Here is an 18,621-nt window from a genome sequence, read left to right as displayed (position 1 = left end):
TCCTGGACGAAGCTGAGCGACGGCGCCGGCGACCGCTCGAACACGGACTTCCGGGCCGTACGCGCAGCTACCAGACGCTCCACCTCGTCCGGCGAGTACGCAGGCTGCCAGGACTCGAACAGGGCTCGCGCGTGATCCGGGGTCTGCAACAGCCCGTTGATGCTGATGCTTTCGTACACCCCGATCTCAACCGCCTGCCCCTCCAACTTGGCCAGCTCCCGCACCTTCTTGGGATACCGGACCCTTTTCACGTCCTCCCACGTCGCCGCAATCAGCCCACCCGCCCCCAGCACCTCATCCGCCCTGACGAGATAGTCCTGGCGAGGAATCCGCTTCCCGCCCTCGATCTTGTAGACCATGTCCTCGCCGTACCCCACCGCCGTCCCGAACTCGGCGGCCCGCATCCCCGCCGCCTCCCGCCGCAGCTTCAGCTGCCGCCCGACGGTCGCGATGACGGCGACACCCCACTCGTCGTCCGGGTCCACCTCCCAACCCGGCTCGTCAGCCTCGCCCTTGAGCCGACCCGCGTCCGCTTCGACCGCCGTCATCCCGCACCCTTCCGTCGTACGACCGTGCCCAGCGCCCTACCCGTACGCCCGGCACCGACAGCCCGGACACGACCGGACAAGCTCCGGACAGTTACCGTACGCACCCGCTGAGTCACTGTTCACAGTAAGCACTGACCGCCACGCTGAGTGACGTGACGCAGAAATCCCCCGAACTCGCCACCCCCATCCGCAACTTCAGCCTCCAGCTGTCCCCCACCCCACGCGGAGCCCGTCTCGCGCGCCTCCTCGCCACCGAGCAACTCCGCTCCTGGGGACTGCCGCTGGACCCGGCGGGGCAGATCGTCGCGGAGCTGGCGACCAACGCGGCAACCCACGGCCGCATCCCCGGCCGCGACTTCCGCCTGCTCCTCTACATCGTGGCCGACACCCTCCGTATTGAGGTCACGGACACCCGCGGCGACCGACTGCCGACACCCCAACTGCCCAGCCCGGAGACCGAGTCCGGCCGCGGCCTGCTCCTCGTCGACGCACTCGCCGACCGCTGGGGTGTCACCCCGGGACTCCCGCCGCGCAAGACCGTCTGGGCCGAACTCGACCTCGCGCCGGAGCCCGAAAACCCATACTCCGGCGGCGCAGGCTGTCTTCCCCAAGAACCACATGGGTGAAAGAACCCCACCAAGCCCCACCCGCCTCCCGCCCGCCGAGCCGCCTCACTCACGCGAGTGAACATCGCCAACTCAGCTGGATCCGGGAGCCCTTGCCTGCCCTACGCTCAGCGCAACAACCGCAGACATGCGACGGCCCTCGCCGGGACGGCAATCCCAGTGCGAGGGCCTGACCACCGAGGAAGGCTCCAACTTCCTGATGGATACCCAGAACCCTAACGTGCCCCCGCACGCCCACACCCCCGTAACGGGGAAGAAGCACCCGAACCGGCGGCACCCCCACGCCGGCCTGGTTCACGACAACACCCGCCACACCGCCCGCTTCACGGTGATCGGCAACCATCTCGCCCAGCACGCGGAGCTGTCACTGCTCGCGATCGGGCTGGGCACGCACATCCAGTCGCTCCCGGCGGGCGCCCGAGTCGACATCAAGACCCTCGCCGCCCGCTTCCCGGAGGGCACGACCCGTATCGCCGCCGCCCTGCGCGAGCTGGAGGCCCACGGCTATCTGCGGCGCGTGCGCGAACGCGTCCCCGGCGGCCGGATCATCACCCGCACGATCTCCTGCAACCAGCCAGGTCACAGCCGTACGGACGCCCCTCGCCCAGCCCCGAGGAAGCGGACGAGGACGCCCGGCAGCAAGCTCCTCCCGGCCGTACCGCACCCGGCCTACCCCGCACCCGCCCTCCTCCAACAGGCCACGGACCTCCTCGCAGGCCTCCACCGCGAGGACAGCCGCCTCCTCCTCTCCACCCGCGACGTCGCCCACCTCGCCCCCGGTGTCGCCGCCTGGTTGGAACGCGACGTCTCCCCCACCGCCGTACGCCACGCCCTGACGACCGACCTCCCGCCCGAATCCCTCCGCCGCCCGGCCGCCCTCCTGGCCCACCGCCTCACGGCCCAGCTGCCACCCCCGCCCCCGTTCGGTGCCCCTACTCCCCCGCCGGCCGTCCCCCACCGATTCCAGACCTGCGACGGCTGCGACCGCGCCTTCCGCGCACCGGCTCCCGGCCACTGCCGCGATTGCCGATCACGTCTCCTGGAGGCCGCCTAGCATGAAGGCAACGATCCTTGCCCCTGGGCACAGACGACGAGGAGCGAGCGCCATGACCATCGCCCCGGACAACCCGCGGCAGGGCACCTCCCACCTGTACCGGGCCATGCGCGACTTCGTTCAGTCCGCGGACGACGACCTCCCCGGCAAGTTCGAGATCACCAAGGAAGGGATCGTCCTCGACATGATGGCGCCCATGAAGCCGCACGAGCTCACCGTGCTGCGCGTCCGCAAGCGCCTGGAAAAGGTGATGCCGGACGAGATCGTGGCGCACACGGGTGAGCCCGACGTGGAGGACGAACCCCAGGGCATCATGCGCCGGCCGGACGTCATGGTGATCGCCGAGTCGGAGATGGAAGGAGAGGGCTCGTTCGACCCCCGGTCGCTCGTCGCCGCCATCGAGGTCGTCTCCCGCTCCAACCCGGACAACGACCTCGTCACCAAGATGCGCGACTACCCCCTCATCGGTATCCCCGTCTACGCCGTCTTCGACCCCCGCACCGGCACGGGCGCCGTCCTCACCGACATCCACCCCACACCGCACGGCCCGCGCTACGCGACCCGCAAAGACTTCGTCTACGGCGAAGACGTGACCATCGCCGACTGGACGATCGCGACGGAGGGCCTGCCCTTGTACCGGGACAGCGACGCCCCACAGGAGTGATCCGGCACCGCGGGCACAGCAAAGGGGCCCGCACGACCGAAGTCGTACGGGCCCCTCCGAGCCACTCAGGTCAGCAGACCCTCAAGCCAGTCCGAAGACTCACTTGTTGATCTTGGTGACCTGGCCGGCGCCCACGGTCCGGCCACCCTCACGGATGGCGAACTTCAGGCCCTCCTCCATGGCGACGGGCTGGATGAGCTCCACCTTCATCTCGGTGTTGTCACCCGGCATGACCATCTCGGTGCCCTCGGGGAGGGTCACCACGCCGGTCACGTCCGTCGTACGGAAGTAGAACTGCGGGCGGTAGTTGTTGAAGAACGGCGTGTGGCGGCCACCCTCGTCCTTGGACAGGATGTAGGCCTGCGCCTCGAACTCGGTGTGCGGGGTGACCGAGCCCGGCTTGATGATGACCTGGCCGCGCTCGACGTCCTCGCGCTTGATGCCACGCAGGAGCAGACCGACGTTCTCACCGGCCTGGCCCTCGTCGAGGAGCTTCCGGAACATCTCGATGCCGGTGACCGTGGTGGTGGTCTTCTCCTGCTTGATGCCGATGATGTCCACGGTCTCGTTGACCTTCAGGACACCACGCTCGATACGGCCGGTGACGACCGTACCGCGACCGGTGATCGTGAAGACGTCCTCGATCGGCATGAGGAACGGCTTGTCGACGTCGCGCTCGGGCTCCGGGATCGCCGTGTCGACGGCGTTCATGAGCTCGAGAACCGAGTTGCCCCACTCCTTGTCGCCCTCAAGGGCCTTCAGAGCGGAGACCTTGACGACGGGAACGTCGTCGCCCGGGAACTCGTACTCGGTGAGGAGCTCACGGACCTCGAGCTCGACGAGCTCCAGGATCTCCTCGTCGTCCACCATGTCGGCCTTGTTCAGGGCGACGACGATGTACGGAACGCCGACCTGGCGGGCCAGGAGCACGTGCTCCTTGGTCTGCGGCATCGGGCCGTCGGTGGCGGCGACCACGAGGATGGCGCCGTCCATCTGCGCCGCACCCGTGATCATGTTCTTGATGTAGTCCGCGTGACCGGGGCAGTCGACGTGGGCGTAGTGACGCGTCTCGGTCTGGTACTCGACGTGCGCGATGGAGATGGTGATACCGCGCTGGCGCTCCTCAGGAGCCTTGTCGATCTGGTCGAAGGCCGAGGCCTCGTTCAGGTCCGGGTACGCGTCGTGCAGCACCTTGGTAATGGCGGCCGTGAGGGTCGTCTTACCGTGGTCGATGTGACCGATGGTGCCGATGTTGACGTGCGGCTTAGTCCGCTCGAACTTCGCCTTCGCCACTGGGGTCCTCCTGTGGAGTGGTTCTGGTACGCCTTACTCATCGGCGCCAGGTGATCTTTGCTGGAAAGCCCGGGCCCCGGGGCACTCTCACCATGATTGCGGCGGAATGCCCCTCAAGGCTCCGGAGTCAAGCCTACGGCGTGCAGACGCGGTGCGTTACTCGCCCTTGGCCTTCGCGATGATCTCCTCGGCGACGTTCCGCGGAACCTCGGCGTAGGAGTCGAACTGCATGGAGTAGCTGGCACGGCCGGACGTCTTGCTGCGCAGGTCGCCGACGTAGCCGAACATCTCCGAAAGGGGCACGAGGCCCTTCACGACGCGGGCACCGGCCCGCTCCTCCATGGCCTGGATCTGGCCACGGCGGGAGTTGATGTCACCGACGACCTCACCCATGTAGTCCTCGGGCGTGGTGACCTCGACGGCCATCATCGGCTCGAGCAGTACGGGGCTGGCCTTGCGCGCGGCCTCCTTGAAGGCCTGCGAACCGGCGATCTTGAACGCGAGCTCGGAGGAGTCGACCTCGTGGTAGGCACCGTCGAGCAGCGTCACGCGCACACCGGTCATCTCGTAACCGGCGAGGATGCCGAACTGCATGGCCTCCTGCGCACCGGCGTCCACCGAAGGGATGTACTCCTTCGGCACACGGCCACCGGTGACCTTGTTGACGAACTCGTAACTGGCGTCGCCGCCCTCGATCGGCTCGATCGCGATGATCACGCGAGCGAACTGGCCGGTACCACCCGTCTGCTTCTTGTGGGTGAACTCGACCTTCTCGACGGCCTTGCGGATCGTCTCACGGTACGCGACCTGCGGCTTGCCGACGTTGGCCTCGACCTTGAACTCGCGCTTCATGCGGTCCACGAGCACCTCGAGGTGAAGCTCGCCCATACCGCCGATGACGGTCTGGCCGGTCTCCTCGTTGGTGTGCACCTGGAAGGAGGGGTCCTCCTCGGCCAGGCGCTGGATCGCGACGCCGAGCTTCTCCTGGTCGCCCTTCGACTTGGGCTCGATGGCGACCTCGATGACCGGCGCCGGGAAGTCCATGGACTCCAGGATCACCGGGTTCTTCTCGTCCGCCAGCGTCTCACCGGTGGTGGTCTGCTTCAGGCCCATGACGGCGACGATGTCGCCGGCGCCCACCGACTCGATCTCCTCACGCTTGTTGGCGTGCATGCGGTAGATCTTGCCGATGCGCTCCTTGCGGCCCTTGACCGAGTTCAGCACGGCGGTGCCGGAGTGCAGGCGGCCGGAGTACACGCGGACGAAGGTGAGCTTGCCGAGGTGCGGGTCGCTCATGATCTTGAACGCGAGTGCGGCGAGGGGCTCCTCGTCCGACGGCTTGCGCGCGATGACCTGCTCCGGGTCCTTGACGTCGTGGCCCTCGATGGCCTCGACGTCGAGCGGGGTGGGCAGGTAGCGCACGACCGCGTCGAGCAGGGGCTGAACGCCCTTGTTCTTGAACGCGGTACCGCAGAACACGGGGGTGACGGTGGTGCCGCCGCCCTTGCCGGACGCGATGGTGATGCGACGGATCGCGGCGTAGAGCTGCTCCACGGTGGGCTCGGTGCCCTCCAGGTACAGCTCCATCAGCTCGTCGTCGTTCTCGGCGACGGCTTCGAGCAGCTTGCCGCGGTACTCCTCGGCGGCCTCGACGTGGGTGTCCGGGATGTCGACGGTGTCGTACATCTCGCCCTTGGTCGCCTCGGCCGACCAGACCAGGGCCTTCATCGTCACGAGGTCGATGACGCCCTTGAAGTCCGCCTCGGCACCGATCGGCAGCTGCATGACCAGCGGCTGCGCGCCCAGGCGGTCGCTGATCATGTCGACGCAGCGGTGGAACTCCGCGCCGGTGCGGTCGAGCTTGTTGACGAAGCAGATACGCGGAACGCCGTAGCGGTCCGCCTGACGCCACACGGTCTCGGACTGGGGCTCAACGCCGGCGACACCGTCGAACACCGTCACGGCACCGTCGAGCACGCGCAGGGAGCGCTCCACCTCGACGGTGAAGTCGACGTGACCCGGGGTGTCGATGATGTTGATGGTGTAGTCGTTGCCCTCGAGCGGCCAGTGACAGGTGGTGGCAGCAGAGGTGATCGTGATGCCACGCTCCTGCTCCTGCTCCATCCAGTCCATGGTGGCGGCGCCGTCGTGGACCTCACCGATCTTGTACGAAACGCCGGTGTAGAACAGGATCCGCTCGGTGGTGGTCGTCTTGCCCGCGTCGATGTGGGCCATGATCCCGATGTTGCGGACCCTGGCCAGGTCAAGCGAAGTGGTAGCCATAAGGCTTCAGTCTTCTCTCGGTCTCGATGGGGTCTGCGACTACCAGCGGTAGTGCGCGAAGGCCTTGTTGGACTCGGCCATCTTGTGCGTGTCCTCGCGCTTCTTCACAGCGGCACCCAGGCCGTTGCTGGCATCGAGGAGCTCGTTGAGCAGACGCTCGGTCATGGTCTTCTCGCGACGGGCGCGGGAGTAACCGACGAGCCAGCGCAGCGCCAGGGTGTTGGCACGGCCGGGCTTGACCTCGACCGGGACCTGGTAGGTGGCACCACCGACACGGCGGGACTTGACCTCGAGGGTCGGCTTGATGTTCTCGAGAGCGCGCTTCAGCGTGATGACCGGGTCGTTGCCGGTCTTCTCGCGCAGGCCCTCCATGGCGCCGTAGACGATGCGCTCGGCGGTGGAGCGCTTGCCGTTCAGCAGCACCTTGTTGATCAGGGAGGTCACCAGAGGAGAGCCGTAGACCGGGTCGATGATGACCGGGCGCTTCGGGGCGGGGCCCTTACGAGGCATTCTTACTTCTCCTTCTTGGCGCCGTAGCGGCTGCGGGCCTGCTTGCGGTTCTTGACACCCTGAGTGTCGAGCGAGCCGCGGATGATCTTGTAGCGAACACCCGGCAGGTCCTTCACACGGCCGCCGCGCACGAGCACGATGGAGTGCTCCTGCAGGTTGTGTCCCTCACCCGGAATGTAAGCGGTGACCTCGATCCCGCTGGTCAGACGCACACGCGCGACCTTACGCAGGGCCGAGTTCGGCTTCTTCGGGGTGGTCGTGAACACACGCGTGCAGACGCCACGACGCTGGGGCGAACCCTCGAGTGCGGGCGTCTTGTTCTTCTCGACCTTGTCCTGCCGGCCCTTGCGGACCAGCTGCTGGATCGTAGGCACTACTTCTCCGGTTTCTGTGTGCCGAATGGTGAAGCTAACCTGGAACGTCGCCGACCCACGCGGTCGGGTGTGTCGAATCCCGCGGACTCCCGCCGCCAGGCAGAATTAAGCGCAGATTGCGGTGGCCGGTGTCAGCTCGCAGTGCGGGTGATGGCACGCACGAGAGCCAGGGCACACCCCAGGCACAAGGTCTGAGCGTACCTACCGCATTCGCTGCGGTCAAAACAATTGGGCGCCGGCCGCATCACCCTGCGGGGCATGTCAAGCCCCACGGCCGTTCCCGATCTTCATTTCGATGACGGCCTGTCCGATTTACCCATGTTTCTGTGTGCGTCACCCGGCCGCGATGGACACCACCGTCAGCAACACCAGGACGAGTGCCCAGCCTGCCGTGGACAACCATCCGAGCACGAGACCGGTCAGGGCGAGCCCGTCCCCCAGCTCCCCCCGGCTGCGGATCTCGGCCCGCGCCACATGCCCCAGCACCACGGCCGGAATCCCGGTCAGCCCCATGGTCGGCACGCACAGCAGCCCGCACACGCCGGCCGCCACCGCCTTCCCGTTCGTATGCGGCCGCGGCACGGGCAGGAACGTCCGCGGCACCGGCAGGACCCCGGCGGGCTGCGGCAGGGGCCCCTGCGGCAGATCCGCGACGAGCACCGCCAGCTCCCCCACCGTCCGCGCCGCGTACGCCCGCGCCACCCGCTTCTCGAACTCGTCGTGCTCCATCCGCCCCTCGCCGTACCCGGCTCTGAGCACGTCCACGGCCCGCTCCCGATCGGCATGCGACGCGAGCATCGACGGGGCACCGGGCCCCTGCCAGGGATGCCAGGAGGGATAGGGCGGCTGCGACACGAAGAACCTCCCCGGAAGCCGGAGTCCTTCCATGATGCGCCGAAGCGCGGCATCCGGCACCGGTGCGTCCGCGGCCGGGGGACTGTCACCGGCCAGGCGGCTGATTGTCGCTCGTTCCTTCCATGGTCATCTCAAGTACGTTGACTGCCTGTACGCGACAGGCGTCGGCAAAGGTGAACGCGGGGGTCGGCGGGATGACCGGGGGGCAGGCACGAGCGTGGGACGACGACGGCGTCCCGTTCCTCGCCCGGCTGGAGAAGGAGGACCGCGCCGCCCTGCTCGCCATCGGCCGCCCCCTGCGCTACCCCGCCCGCGGCGTCATCCTGCACCAGGACGAGCCCTCGTCCCACGTTCTGCTGTTGCTGCACGGCTGGACCAAGGTCACGGCGATCGCGGCCAACGGCTACGAGGCCCTGCTCGCCCTGCGCGGTCCCGGCGACATCATCGGTGAGGGAGCGGCGCTGACCGGCCGCCACCGCGCGGCGACCGTGACGGCTCTGGAACCGGTCGAGGCGGTCGTCATCGACCAGGCCCGTTTCACCGTCTTCGTCTCGGATCACCCTCCGGTGGCATTGAAGCTGCTGAGTCTGTCCACGGACCGGCAGCGCTCGACCGACCGCCGGCGGCTGGAGTGGGCGGCCCTCACCGTCCGGGAGCGGCTGGCCGTACTGCTCCTCGAACTGCTGCGCACCCACGGCAACCGGACGGACGAGGGCATCGAACTCACCATCGGACTCAGCCAGCAGGAGTTCGCCGGCTCGGTCGGCTCCTCGCGCGAGGCGGTGGCCCGGCTCCTCAAGGAGCTGCGGGACCGGCAGGTCGTCGCCACCCGGCGCCGCCGCATCGTCGTACTCCGCCCCGACGTCCTGCGCCGCATAGCCGGCGAGAGCCCGGCCTGACCTACGCACATCCCCCGCCCCCGGTCTGTGCACACGGTCACACTCCCTCCATGTCATCGGTCCTCTGACGCTCGCCCGCGGCCCGCCATCGTGCTGGTGGACGGACACCGACGCCAGAGAGGCAGCCATGACCGACCCCGTGTACCGCACGATCCTCCTCTTCGACATCGAGCAGTACGGCTCCCGCGACGACGTGGAACAGGCGTTCCTGCGCCGGGTCCTCTACGACGTCGTCGACGCGACCCTGCTCGACGCCGCCGTCGACGAGACGGCCCGCATGCGCGCCGACCGCGGCGACTCGGTCATGGAGCTCATCGACACCGCGGTCCCCGTACCGGCCCTGATCAAGACCCTCCTGACCGAGACGCCCGCCCTCCTTCACAACAAGAACCGCCTCCTCGCGACCAGCGCCCGCATGCGCCTGCGCATCGTCCTCTCCTCCGGCTACGTCGCCGTCGACGAACTCGACGGCTGGGTCGGCTCGGACCTCAACCACGCGGTCCGTCTTCTGAACTCCGACCCGCTGCGCGACGCCCTGAAGCAGCGCGAGGCCGACTGCGTGCTGTGCGTCTCGGAAGGCGTCTATCAGGGGGTAGTACGCCACGGCCCGCTGGGCGTGCGCCCGGAGGAATTCCATCGGGTGACCGTGGAGACGAAGGAGGGGCCCACGGTGGCTTGGGTGCATGGGGAGCCGGGCACGCCGGGTTCCCCCGAGGCCGCTGCCGGAGCCGCTGCCTCGGGCCCGGGCGCACCCGCCTCCCAGCACAACGACGTCAGCATCGGCGGCGACCAGTACGGTCAGGCGGGCGGCATCCACAACGGCGACCAGCACTTCGACTTCACCGGCCGGGCCCGGGACGAGCGCCGATGAGCCAGGAGGAAGCGGCAGCCGGCGCGGCGAAACCGGCCGACGAGGCCGCGCAGGACGGCGAGCAGCAGAAGCAGGAAGACGCGACCGGGGAACAGCCGAGGCAGGAGGCGTGGGCCGCCCGCCGGGACCTGATCGCGCACGGCCCGGACTTCGTCTCCACCCTCGTCACCCGCGACCAGTTCGGCCAGACGGGCGGCACGCACTTCGGCGACCAGCACTTCCACTTGGGGGGCGGGGCCGAGACACCCCGCACGCTGTCCGGGCCCGTCCCCCAGTCGGAGATCGACGAACTGGCGGACGTCTTCCGGGGCTGCGACAGCTTCGACGAGGCGCTCGCACGGCTGAGGAACGACAGGCTGGTCATCCTGTCCGGCGGACGCGAGACGGGCCGCCGCTCCGCCGCGCTGATGCTGCTGCGCCGACTGGGCGTCGACCGCATGCGCTCCCTCGTTCCCCCCGCGTCGCTCTCGGCGCTGCCCGACCAGCTGGACACCTCGGCCGGATACGTCCTGTGCGATCTGGCCGTCAGCCGGAACCGGCCCCTGCGCGAGGCCCAACTCCTGGCACTCTGCGAGCAGTTGGAGCGCATCCGAGCCCATCTGGTGATCACCGTCGAGCCCTCGGCGGCGCTGGACGACATCCGCTCCGTACGGTGGGAGCCGCCGTCGGCCGAGGACATGCTGCACGCCCATGTCACGCCGGCGACCGGTGAGTCAGCCTGGCCGGACCTGTGCGGCCTGACAGCGGTGAAGGAGTTCCTCACCCGGTCCCACCGGCCGAGAGAGATCAAGGAGTTCGCGCTGCGGCTCGTCGCACACCATCGCGGCGAGATCGCCGAGCCGGAGCTTGCCTCCTTCGGCGAAACGGCCGTGGCGACCCGGGTGTTCCGCTGGCTCACCCAGGAGAAGCCCGAGCTGCGCGACAAGGCGTTCCTCGTCTCTCTGGCGGTGTTCGACAAGGCGCCGTACGCGGTGACCGCCGAGCTCGCGGACGGCCTCTTCGTACGCCTGCACAAGATCCAGGAGCCCGGGCTGCCACCGCCCATCCCCGTCTTCGGCAGCTCCCGCGAGGAGCGGCTCCGGCTCGCGCACGCCGACGGGTACGTGACCGCGGAAGTCACCGAGTGGGGTCCTCTGGAGGGCAGGTTCTGCGCCCGGTTCCGGGACGAACGGACGGCTCCGATGCTGCTGGAGGAGGTGTGGAACCTCCACCCGTCCGCCCGTCCGGCCTTCGCGGAGTGGATCCGCAAGCTGGCCGACGACCGCCGGCCTCTGGTGCGGACCCGCGCTGCGTCGGCGGCGGCGCTGCTCGCCACCGCCGATCTGTCCTCCGCCATGGCCCACCTCATCGAGCCGTGGGCGGACGGCCGTAAGCCGCATGCCTGGCTGACTGCGGCCAACGCGCTCACCATGGCCGAGCTGCTGAAGGTGCCGACCGCCTCCCGGATCCTGCACGACTGGTGCACCGGAGACGCCGAGAGCCGCCGCTGGACGGCGATCCGCGCCTACGGCCTACTGGGGCCGGTGCACCACAGGGAGACCCTGGCGGCCCTCGTCGACGCCATGCACCGGCCCCCGTCCGCCGAAGCCGAGAGCAGCCAGGAGAACGAGGAGGTACCGGAGGAGGCCCGCCAGCTCGCCGACGCCCTCGAACTCCTGCTCCTCGCCGTACGGGACCCCGTACTGGCAACCCTGACCGAACTCCTGCGCACCGACCGCGCGGTCCGCCCGCACGCCCTGCTCGCCTTTCTCCATGCCTGCAAGCAGACGAAGGACGACGACAGCGACCGTCCGCCCGTCCTCGACTGGTACGCCCGAGCCGCAGCGGCCGAGGACCCGGCGGCCGCCCGGCACCTGGCCGTGTTCTGGGACGCGCTGCTCACCGACCGGACGCACAACCCGCAGGCCCTCGGCATCCTGCGCGGCTGGGTGCGCAGGGCCGACGACGATCCGGAGTCCGAAGCGGCCCTCGCGGCGCTGCTCGGCGCCCTCGTCACCACGCCCACCAACCAACGGAGGGTCAGCCATCTGCTGCGCGCGGTCCGCGACTCCAAAGCGGCCTCCTCGCCGGCCGCGGATCGGCTGCTGAAGCGCCTCTCCCTCGACTGACCCCCTTTCGGAGGCCGACCATGGAACACCCCGGGCAAGAGCAACTGGACTGGTTCCAGCAGCAGCCCCAGCCCCCCGCCGCCCCTCACGCCGACGCGGACCCCGTCCGCACCGTCTGGCAGCTCCCGCGCTTCCACCTCGGTGGCCGGCGTTTCACCGGGCGCATCGACCACGCCCTGGTCTGCGTGACACGGAAGGGGACGTACGACACCTTCCCGCCGCCCGACCGTCCCACGTCCGTGCGGCGCTACGTCGCCGTGTACGAGGTGGATACGGGCCCGCACGCCTTCCAGCTGAACATGCCCGTGCCCAGCCTGGTCGACAGTTTCGAGTTCGAGGTCACCGCCGACATCGGCTGGCGGGTCGCCCACCCGGCGCTGTTCGTCCGCAGCCAGGAGCGGGACGTGCCCGGGCTGCTCACACGAGAGCTGCTGCCGCTGATGCGTGCCGCCGGCCGCCGGCATCCCATCGAGGCCGGGGCTGACGCGGAGCAGGCCCTGCAGCGGGCGGTGCGGGACGCGACCTGGCTCGGCCAGGCCCAGGGCCTGCACGTCACCTGCGCCATACGCCTGCGCCACGACGCGACGGAGCGCTCTCACCAGGCCCGCCTGCGCACCGCCCGGCACGAACTGGAGGCCGCGAAACCGGAGCACGCGGCGGCCCTGCTCCGCGAGTCGTACGAGGCCGAGCGCAGGGCCGAACAGATCAGGTTCTACGAACTCACTCTGGCCAGGGGCGGCACCGCCGCGCTCGCCCTGCACCTGGCGGCACACCCCGACGAGACCCAGCTCGTCCTGGAACACCTCCAGGCAGGTCAGAACAGGCTGCTGGACACCCAAGTGAGCCTGATCAACCAGGCCTTGGAGAACAAGCGTCTGGAGGACTACCACCTCGACGAGCCGCACAAGCTCATCGCCGAGCGGATGAAGGCCATCCTGCGGGCCACGGACCCGTCCACGCCGCCCGAGGAGGACTCGGAGCCGGGCACATGACCCCGCCGGACGACCCCGAGATGCGCGCGGGCCTCCAGCTGCTCGCCGACCTCCGCAGCGAGATCGCCCGCGCCGATGCGAAGGCCACCGTTCTGGTCGGCGCGCTCGGCATCTCGGCGGGCGTGCTGGCCGCGCCGCTGACCGACCGCGGCTGGAGTCCCGCTCAGCTCCCCACGCTCGCAGCCCTGCTGTGGTGGGCCGGGGCGACGTCCTTGGTCGTCGCCCTGTTCGCCCTTCTGCTGGCGGTCATGCCCCGCTACCGAAGCAGCCGCTGGACGCCCGGCCACCCACTCACCTACTTCGGTGACGTACGACGCGCCGCACAAGCCGGCCGGCTCACCACGGCTCTCGCCGAAACGGGCCGCGACCCCGTACGCGGCGTCCTGCTCGCCCTCGCCGAGACGAGCGGCATCGCCGCCCGCAAGCACTTCTGGATCCGGACCGGACTGAGCGCGTTCGGCTGCGCGACCGTTCTGTTCCCCGGCTCTTTGCTCCTCGCCTGACCCCCACGCTTCGTGCCCCGCACGGGAAGGAAGGCCCACAACCATGTCCCCACCGGACCACGACCACCTCCCCCGACACCCCGGCCGCGTCCACATAGCCGCCCGCCAGCGCAGGACGGACCTCACCGCGCTCGGCTCGCTGGCGCTGCACCTTCCCCACCTGGCGGCCAGCCTGGCCGTCGTCTTCGTCGTGTCGTACGCACTGGCCTGTCTGAGCAATCCGCCGTGGTGGCTTTTCTTCGGCTGCTGGGCCGCGAGCGGAGCCCTGGTCTTCCACCGCCCGTGTGAGCGGCTCATGGCCCGGTGCCTGTTCGGACTGCGCTACCCCACTCCGGAGGAGGACGGGCGGCTGCGGCCCGTGTGGCGCGAGGTGACCGCCCGGGCCGGAGTGGACGGGGGCGCCTATCAGCTGTGGATCGAGGAGAGCGACGGGGTCAATGCCATGGCGGCGGCCGGTCACATCGTCGGCGTGACCAGTCACTCACTGCGGACGCTGACGCCCGGGCAACTCGCCGGCGTTCTCGCCCACGAGCTGGGTCACCACACGCGGGGACACGCGTGGGCCTCCCTGCTGTCCTTCTGGTACGCGCTGCCGGCCCGGCTCGCCTGGCGTCTGCTGCTGCGGCTGGCCACCCGGTTGGGCCGGCTCCCGACCGGTGCGGCCGCCGTGGTGATCGGCGTGTCCGGCGCGGCCGTGGCCGCACTGGCGACCGCCACGTATGGACTGATCTTCCTGCCCCTGGCCACGCCCTATCTGGTGGCCGCCGTGTCCCGGCGCTCAGAGCTCCGGGCCGACGAGCATGCCGCGGGCCTCGGCTTCGCGCCCCAGCTGATGGCCGTACTGCACCAGGAGCGCGACATGGAGGAGTGCCGTCGCGTCCTGGCCGCCGCCCCGGGTGCCGCCTTCACAAAGGGAGGGATGATCGCGCGGCTGCTCGACTCCCATCCCGACGTCCACACCCGGCTCCACCACTTACAGACCCATGTGGAGAACCGTCACTGACACGCCAAAGGGCGGTCACCCCAAAGGATGACCGCCCTCGGCTCAAGCGACTCGCTTACTGGTTGTACGGACCGTAGTCGTAGTCCTCCAGCGGCACGGCCTGGCCGGAGCCCGTGCCGAACGGCGAGTAGTCGATGTCGTCGTAGCCGACGGCCGAGTACATCGCGGCCTTGGCCTCCTCGGTCGGCTCCACCCGGATGTTGCGGTAGCGGGACAGGCCCGTACCGGCCGGGATGAGCTTACCGATGATGACGTTCTCCTTGAGGCCGATGAGCGAGTCGGACTTGGCGTTGATCGCCGCGTCCGTGAGGACTCGCGTCGTCTCCTGGAAGGACGCCGCCGACAGCCAGGACTCCGTGGCCAGCGAGGCCTTGGTGATACCCATGAGCTGCGGACGACCGGAGGCCGGGTGACCGCCCTCCTGGACCACACGACGGTTCTCGGTCTCGAACTTCGAGCGCTCGACCAGCTCGCCGGGCAGCAGCTCGGCGTCGCCGGACTCGATGATCGTCACACGGCGGAGCATCTGCCGGATGATGATCTCGATGTGCTTGTCGTGGATCGACACACCCTGCGAGTTGTAGACCTTCTGGACCTCGCCGACCAGGTGGACCTGGACGGCACGCTGGCCCAGGATGCGCAGCACGTCGTGCGGGTTGGTGGCACCCACGGTGAGCTTCTGGCCCACCTCGACGTGCTCGCCCTCGCTGACCAGGAGCCGGGCACGCTTCGAGATCGGGTACGCCGTCTCGTCGCTGCCGTCGTCCGGGGTGACGACGATCTTCTTGGTCTTCTCGGTCTCCTCGATCCGGATGCGGCCGGAGGCCTCGGAGATCGGGGCGACACCCTTCGGGGTACGGGCCTCGAAGAGCTCGACGACACGCGGCAGACCCTGGGTGATGTCGTCACCGGCCACACCACCGGTGTGGAAGGTACGCATCGTCAGCTGGGTGCCGGGCTCACCGATGGACTGGGCGGCGATGATGCCGACCGCCTCACCGATGTCGACCAGCTTGCCGGTGGCCAGCGAACGGCCGTAGCACATCGCGCAGGTGCCGACGGCGGACTCGCAGGTCAGGACCGAGCGGGTCTTGACCTCCTCCACGCCGTGGCGGACCAGCTCGTCGATGAGCACGTCGCCGAGGTCGGTACCGGCCGGGGCCAGCACCTTGCCGTCGACCACGATGTCCTCGGCGAGGCAGCGCGCGTACACGGACGTCTCGACGTCCTCCGCCTTGAGCAGCGTGCCCTCGGCGTTCCGGCTCGCGATCTTCAGACGCAGACCGCGCTCGGTGCCGCAGTCCTCCTCGCGGATGATGACGTCCTGGGAGACGTCGACCAGACGACGGGTGAGGTAACCCGAGTCGGCGGTACGCAGAGCGGTGTCCGCCAGACCCTTACGGGCACCGTGCGTGGAGATGAAGTACTCCAGCACGGACAGGCCCTCACGGAACGACGCCTTGATCGGACGCGGGATCGTCTCGTTCTTCGCGTTCGACACCAGACCACGCATACCGGCGATCTGACGCATCTGCATCATGTTGCCTCGTGCACCCGAGTTCACCATCATGAAGATCGGGTTGGTCTTCGGGAAGTTGTCGTTCATCGCCTCGGCGACCTCGTTGGTCGCCTTGGTCCAGATCGCGATGAGCTCCTGCGTGCGCTCGTCCTTGGTGATCAGACCGCGCTCGTACTGCTTCTGGACCTTCTCGTCCTGCGCCTCGTAGCCCTTGACGATCTCCTTCTTCGCCTCGGGAACGACGACGTCGGAGATGGCCACGGTGACACCGGAACGGGTCGCCCAGAAGAAGCCGGACGCCTTCAGGTTGTCGAGCGTCGCCGCCACGATGACCTTCGGGTAGCGCTCGGCGAGGTCGTTGACGATCTCCGAGAGCTGCTTCTTGCCGACCTCGTAGTCGACGAACGGGTAGTCCTCGGGCAGCAGTTCGTTGAAGAGCGCACGGCCCAGGGTGGTGTTCAGCCGGAAGCTGTCACCCTGCTGCCACTCGGGCTCGCCCTCCTCACGCGCCGGCGGGGTCCAGCCACGCGGCGGGATGGTGCCGACCGGGAAGCGGACGTCGATCCTCGACTGGAGCGACAGCTCGCCCGCGTCGAAGGCCATGATCGCCTCGGCGACCGAGGCGAAGGAACGGCCCTCGCCCTTGAGGTCGCGCATCTCGCCGTCGGTGGTGAGGAAGAACAGACCGAGGACCATGTCCTGGGTCGGCATCGTCACCGGACGGCCGTCGGCCGGCTTGAGGATGTTGTTCGAGGACAGCATCAGGATGCGGGCCTCGGCCTGCGCCTCCGCGGACAGCGGCAGGTGCACGGCCATCTGGTCACCGTCGAAGTCCGCGTTGAACGCGGTGCAGACGAGCGGGTGGATCTGAATGGCCTTGCCCTCGACCAGCTGCGGCTCGAAGGCCTGGATGCCGAGGCGGTGCAGCGTGGGCGCACGGTTCAGCAGAACCGGGTGCTCCGCGATGACCTCTTCCAGCACGTCGTACACGACCGTGCGGCCGCGCTCGACCATGCGCTTGGCGCTCTTGATGTTCTGCGCGTGGTTCAGGTCGACCAGGCGCTTCATCACGAACGGCTTGAACAGCTCCAGCGCCATCGCCTTCGGCAGACCGCACTGGTGCAGCTTCAGCTGCGGACCGACGACGATCACGGAACGCGCGGAATAGTCCACACGCTTACCGAGCAGGTTCTGACGGAAGCGACCCTGCTTACCCTTCAGCATGTCGCTGAGGGACTTCAGCGGGCGGTTACCGGGACCGGTGACCGGACGGCCGCGGCGGCCGTTGTCGAACAGCGCGTCGACGGCCTCCTGGAGCATGCGCTTCTCGTTGTTCACGATGATCTCGGGCGCACCGAGGTCGAGAAGCCGCTTCAGGCGGTTGTTCCGGTTGATCACACGGCGGTACAGGTCGTTCAGGTCGGAGGTCGCGAAGCGGCCACCGTCCAGCTGCACCATCGGGCGAAGGTCCGGCGGGATGACCGGGACGCAGTCCAGCACCATGCCCTTGGGGCTGTTGGACGTCTGCAGGAACGCGGAGACGACCTTCAGGCGCTTGAGCGCACGGGTCTTCTTCTGGCCCTTGCCGGTGCGGATGATCTCGCGGAGGCGCTCGGCCTCCTCGTCGAGGTCGAAGGACTCCAGGCGCTTCTGCAGCGCCGCGGCACCCATCGAACCGTCGAAGTACGTGCCGAAGCGGTCGCGCAGCTCGCGGTAGAGCAGCTCGTCGCCCTCCAGGTCCTGGACCTTGAGGTTCTTGAAGCGGTTCCACACCTCGTCGAGACGGTCGATCTCGCGCTGCGCGCGGTCACGCAGCTGCTTCATCTCGCGCTCGGCACCCTCGCGCACCTTGCGGCGCACGTCGGCCTTGGCGCCCTCGGCCTCCAGCTCGGCCAGGTCGGTCTCGAGCTTCTTGGCGCGGGCCTCCAGGTCGGCGTCGCGGCGCTGCTCGATCTGCTGGCGCTCGACGGAGACGTGGGCCTCCAGCGAGGGCAGGTCGCGGGTGCGGCGCTCCTCGTCGACGTACGTGATCATGTACGCCGCGAAGTAGATGACCTTCTCCAGGTCCTTCGGGGCGAGGTCGAGCAGGTAACCCAGCCGCGACGGAACGCCCTTGAAGTACCAGATGTGCGTCACGGGCGCGGCGAGCTCGATGTGGCCCATCCGCTCACGGCGCACCTTGGCGCGCGTCACCTCGACGCCGCAGCGCTCACAGATGATGCCCTTGAAGCGGACACGCTTGTACTTGCCGCAGTAGCACTCCCAGTCCCGGGTCGGACCGAAGATCTTCTCGCAGAAGAGTCCGTCCTTTTCGGGCTTGAGCGTGCGGTAGTTGATGGTCTCGGGCTTCTTGACCTCGCCGTGGCTCCACTGACGGATGTCGTCAGCGGTAGCCAGACCGATCCGGAGCTCGTCGAAGAAGTTGACGTCGAGCACTATGCGTCAATCCCTCTCAGGGTTGTAAGTCTTTGGTCTGATACGGGGGTCCTGGGGCCGGCGGACCTTGGGTCTCCCAAGGC

Annotated in this window: 16 protein-coding genes; 9 read left to right on the top strand and 7 right to left on the bottom strand. The window is 68.7% G+C overall.

The genetic code is table 11. The features are described 5' to 3' along the window. Positions 1–548 (bottom strand): Scr1 family TA system antitoxin-like transcriptional regulator (locus tag ACFZDA_RS20875; protein ID WP_391083433.1); only part of this gene is annotated, 548 nt, incomplete at its 3' end. Positions 549–700: 152 nt separating this feature from the next. Between ACFZDA_RS20875 and ACFZDA_RS20870 the strand changes: the two genes are divergently transcribed. The 3 genes from ACFZDA_RS20870 (at position 701) to ACFZDA_RS20860 (ending at position 2,892) form a co-directional block, all read left to right on the top strand. After that, positions 701–1,174, top strand: coding sequence for an ATP-binding protein (locus ACFZDA_RS20870; RefSeq protein ID WP_391083430.1), 474 nt, complete (start codon positions 701–703; stop codon positions 1,172–1,174). Positions 1,175–1,373: 199 nt separating this feature from the next. Further along, entirely contained in the window at positions 1,374–2,228 is an 855-nt protein-coding gene (locus ACFZDA_RS20865) for a helix-turn-helix domain-containing protein (RefSeq protein ID WP_391083427.1), read from the top strand. A 52-nt stretch (positions 2,229–2,280) separates the two neighbouring features. Continuing rightward, complete coding sequence (locus ACFZDA_RS20860) at positions 2,281–2,892, top strand: Uma2 family endonuclease (RefSeq protein WP_391083424.1); 612 nt, start codon at positions 2,281–2,283, stop codon at positions 2,890–2,892. 99 nt (positions 2,893–2,991) lie between these two features. On the opposite strand, the gene tuf is transcribed toward ACFZDA_RS20860, so the two are convergent. The 5 genes from tuf to ACFZDA_RS20835 form a co-directional block, all read right to left on the bottom strand. Beyond that, on the bottom strand, positions 2,992–4,185 hold the full coding sequence (gene tuf / locus ACFZDA_RS20855; protein WP_020274921.1) for an elongation factor Tu: 1,194 nt from the start codon (positions 4,183–4,185) through the stop codon (positions 2,992–2,994). A gap of 156 nt (positions 4,186–4,341) precedes the next feature. Then, positions 4,342–6,468, bottom strand: coding sequence for an elongation factor G (gene fusA / locus ACFZDA_RS20850; protein WP_391083420.1), 2,127 nt, complete (start codon positions 6,466–6,468; stop codon positions 4,342–4,344). 39 nt (positions 6,469–6,507) lie between these two features. Beyond that, entirely contained in the window at positions 6,508–6,978 is a 471-nt protein-coding gene (gene rpsG, locus ACFZDA_RS20845; protein ID WP_003998848.1) for a 30S ribosomal protein S7, read from the bottom strand. 2 nt (positions 6,979–6,980) lie between these two features. Beyond that, complete coding sequence (gene rpsL, locus ACFZDA_RS20840) at positions 6,981–7,352, bottom strand: 30S ribosomal protein S12 (RefSeq protein ID WP_003948652.1); 372 nt, start codon at positions 7,350–7,352, stop codon at positions 6,981–6,983. A 333-nt stretch (positions 7,353–7,685) separates the two neighbouring features. After that, on the bottom strand, positions 7,686–8,240 hold the full coding sequence (locus ACFZDA_RS20835; protein ID WP_391083417.1) for a DUF1707 domain-containing protein: 555 nt from the start codon (positions 8,238–8,240) through the stop codon (positions 7,686–7,688). Positions 8,241–8,401: 161 nt separating this feature from the next. On the opposite strand from ACFZDA_RS20835, the gene ACFZDA_RS20830 reads away from it, so the two are divergent. From ACFZDA_RS20830 to ACFZDA_RS20805, 6 genes are all read left to right on the top strand, one after another. Further along, positions 8,402–9,106, top strand: a complete 705-nt coding sequence (locus tag ACFZDA_RS20830) for a cyclic nucleotide-binding domain-containing protein (protein WP_391083414.1) — start codon at positions 8,402–8,404, stop codon at positions 9,104–9,106. Positions 9,107–9,233: 127 nt separating this feature from the next. Further along, positions 9,234–9,977 carry a hypothetical protein gene (locus ACFZDA_RS20825; protein ID WP_391083411.1) on the top strand — a complete coding sequence of 248 codons (744 nt, stop codon included), beginning with the start codon at positions 9,234–9,236 and terminating at the stop codon, positions 9,975–9,977. Beyond that, positions 9,974–12,085: a hypothetical protein gene (locus ACFZDA_RS20820; RefSeq protein ID WP_391083408.1), complete on the top strand. Its 2,112-nt coding sequence runs from the start codon at positions 9,974–9,976 to the stop codon at positions 12,083–12,085. Before ACFZDA_RS20825 ends, ACFZDA_RS20820 begins: the two co-directional genes overlap by 4 nt. 20 nt (positions 12,086–12,105) lie before the next feature. Then, positions 12,106–13,077, top strand: a complete 972-nt coding sequence (locus ACFZDA_RS20815) for a hypothetical protein (RefSeq protein ID WP_391083405.1) — start codon at positions 12,106–12,108, stop codon at positions 13,075–13,077. Next, positions 13,074–13,580: a Pycsar system effector family protein gene (locus tag ACFZDA_RS20810; protein WP_391083402.1), complete on the top strand. Its 507-nt coding sequence runs from the start codon at positions 13,074–13,076 to the stop codon at positions 13,578–13,580. The genes ACFZDA_RS20815 and ACFZDA_RS20810 overlap by 4 nt, the downstream gene beginning before the upstream one ends. 43 nt (positions 13,581–13,623) lie before the next feature. Further along, positions 13,624–14,583, top strand: coding sequence for a M48 family metalloprotease (locus ACFZDA_RS20805; RefSeq protein WP_391083399.1), 960 nt, complete (start codon positions 13,624–13,626; stop codon positions 14,581–14,583). 55 nt (positions 14,584–14,638) lie between these two features. Here the strand turns inward: ACFZDA_RS20805 and ACFZDA_RS20800 are convergent, their stop codons facing one another. After that, a complete protein-coding gene (locus tag ACFZDA_RS20800) occupies positions 14,639–18,538 on the bottom strand; it encodes a DNA-directed RNA polymerase subunit beta' (protein WP_391083397.1) in 3,900 nt (1,299 codons plus the stop codon). Positions 18,539–18,621 lie beyond the last annotated feature (83 nt).

Source organism: Streptomyces sp. NPDC007991, assembly GCF_042958445.1.
In the GTDB taxonomy this organism is placed as follows: Bacteria; Actinomycetota; Actinomycetes; order Streptomycetales; family Streptomycetaceae; genus Streptomyces.
Note: the sequence above shows the minus strand (reverse complement) of the source record. Positions and strands in the feature narration are given on the sequence as shown.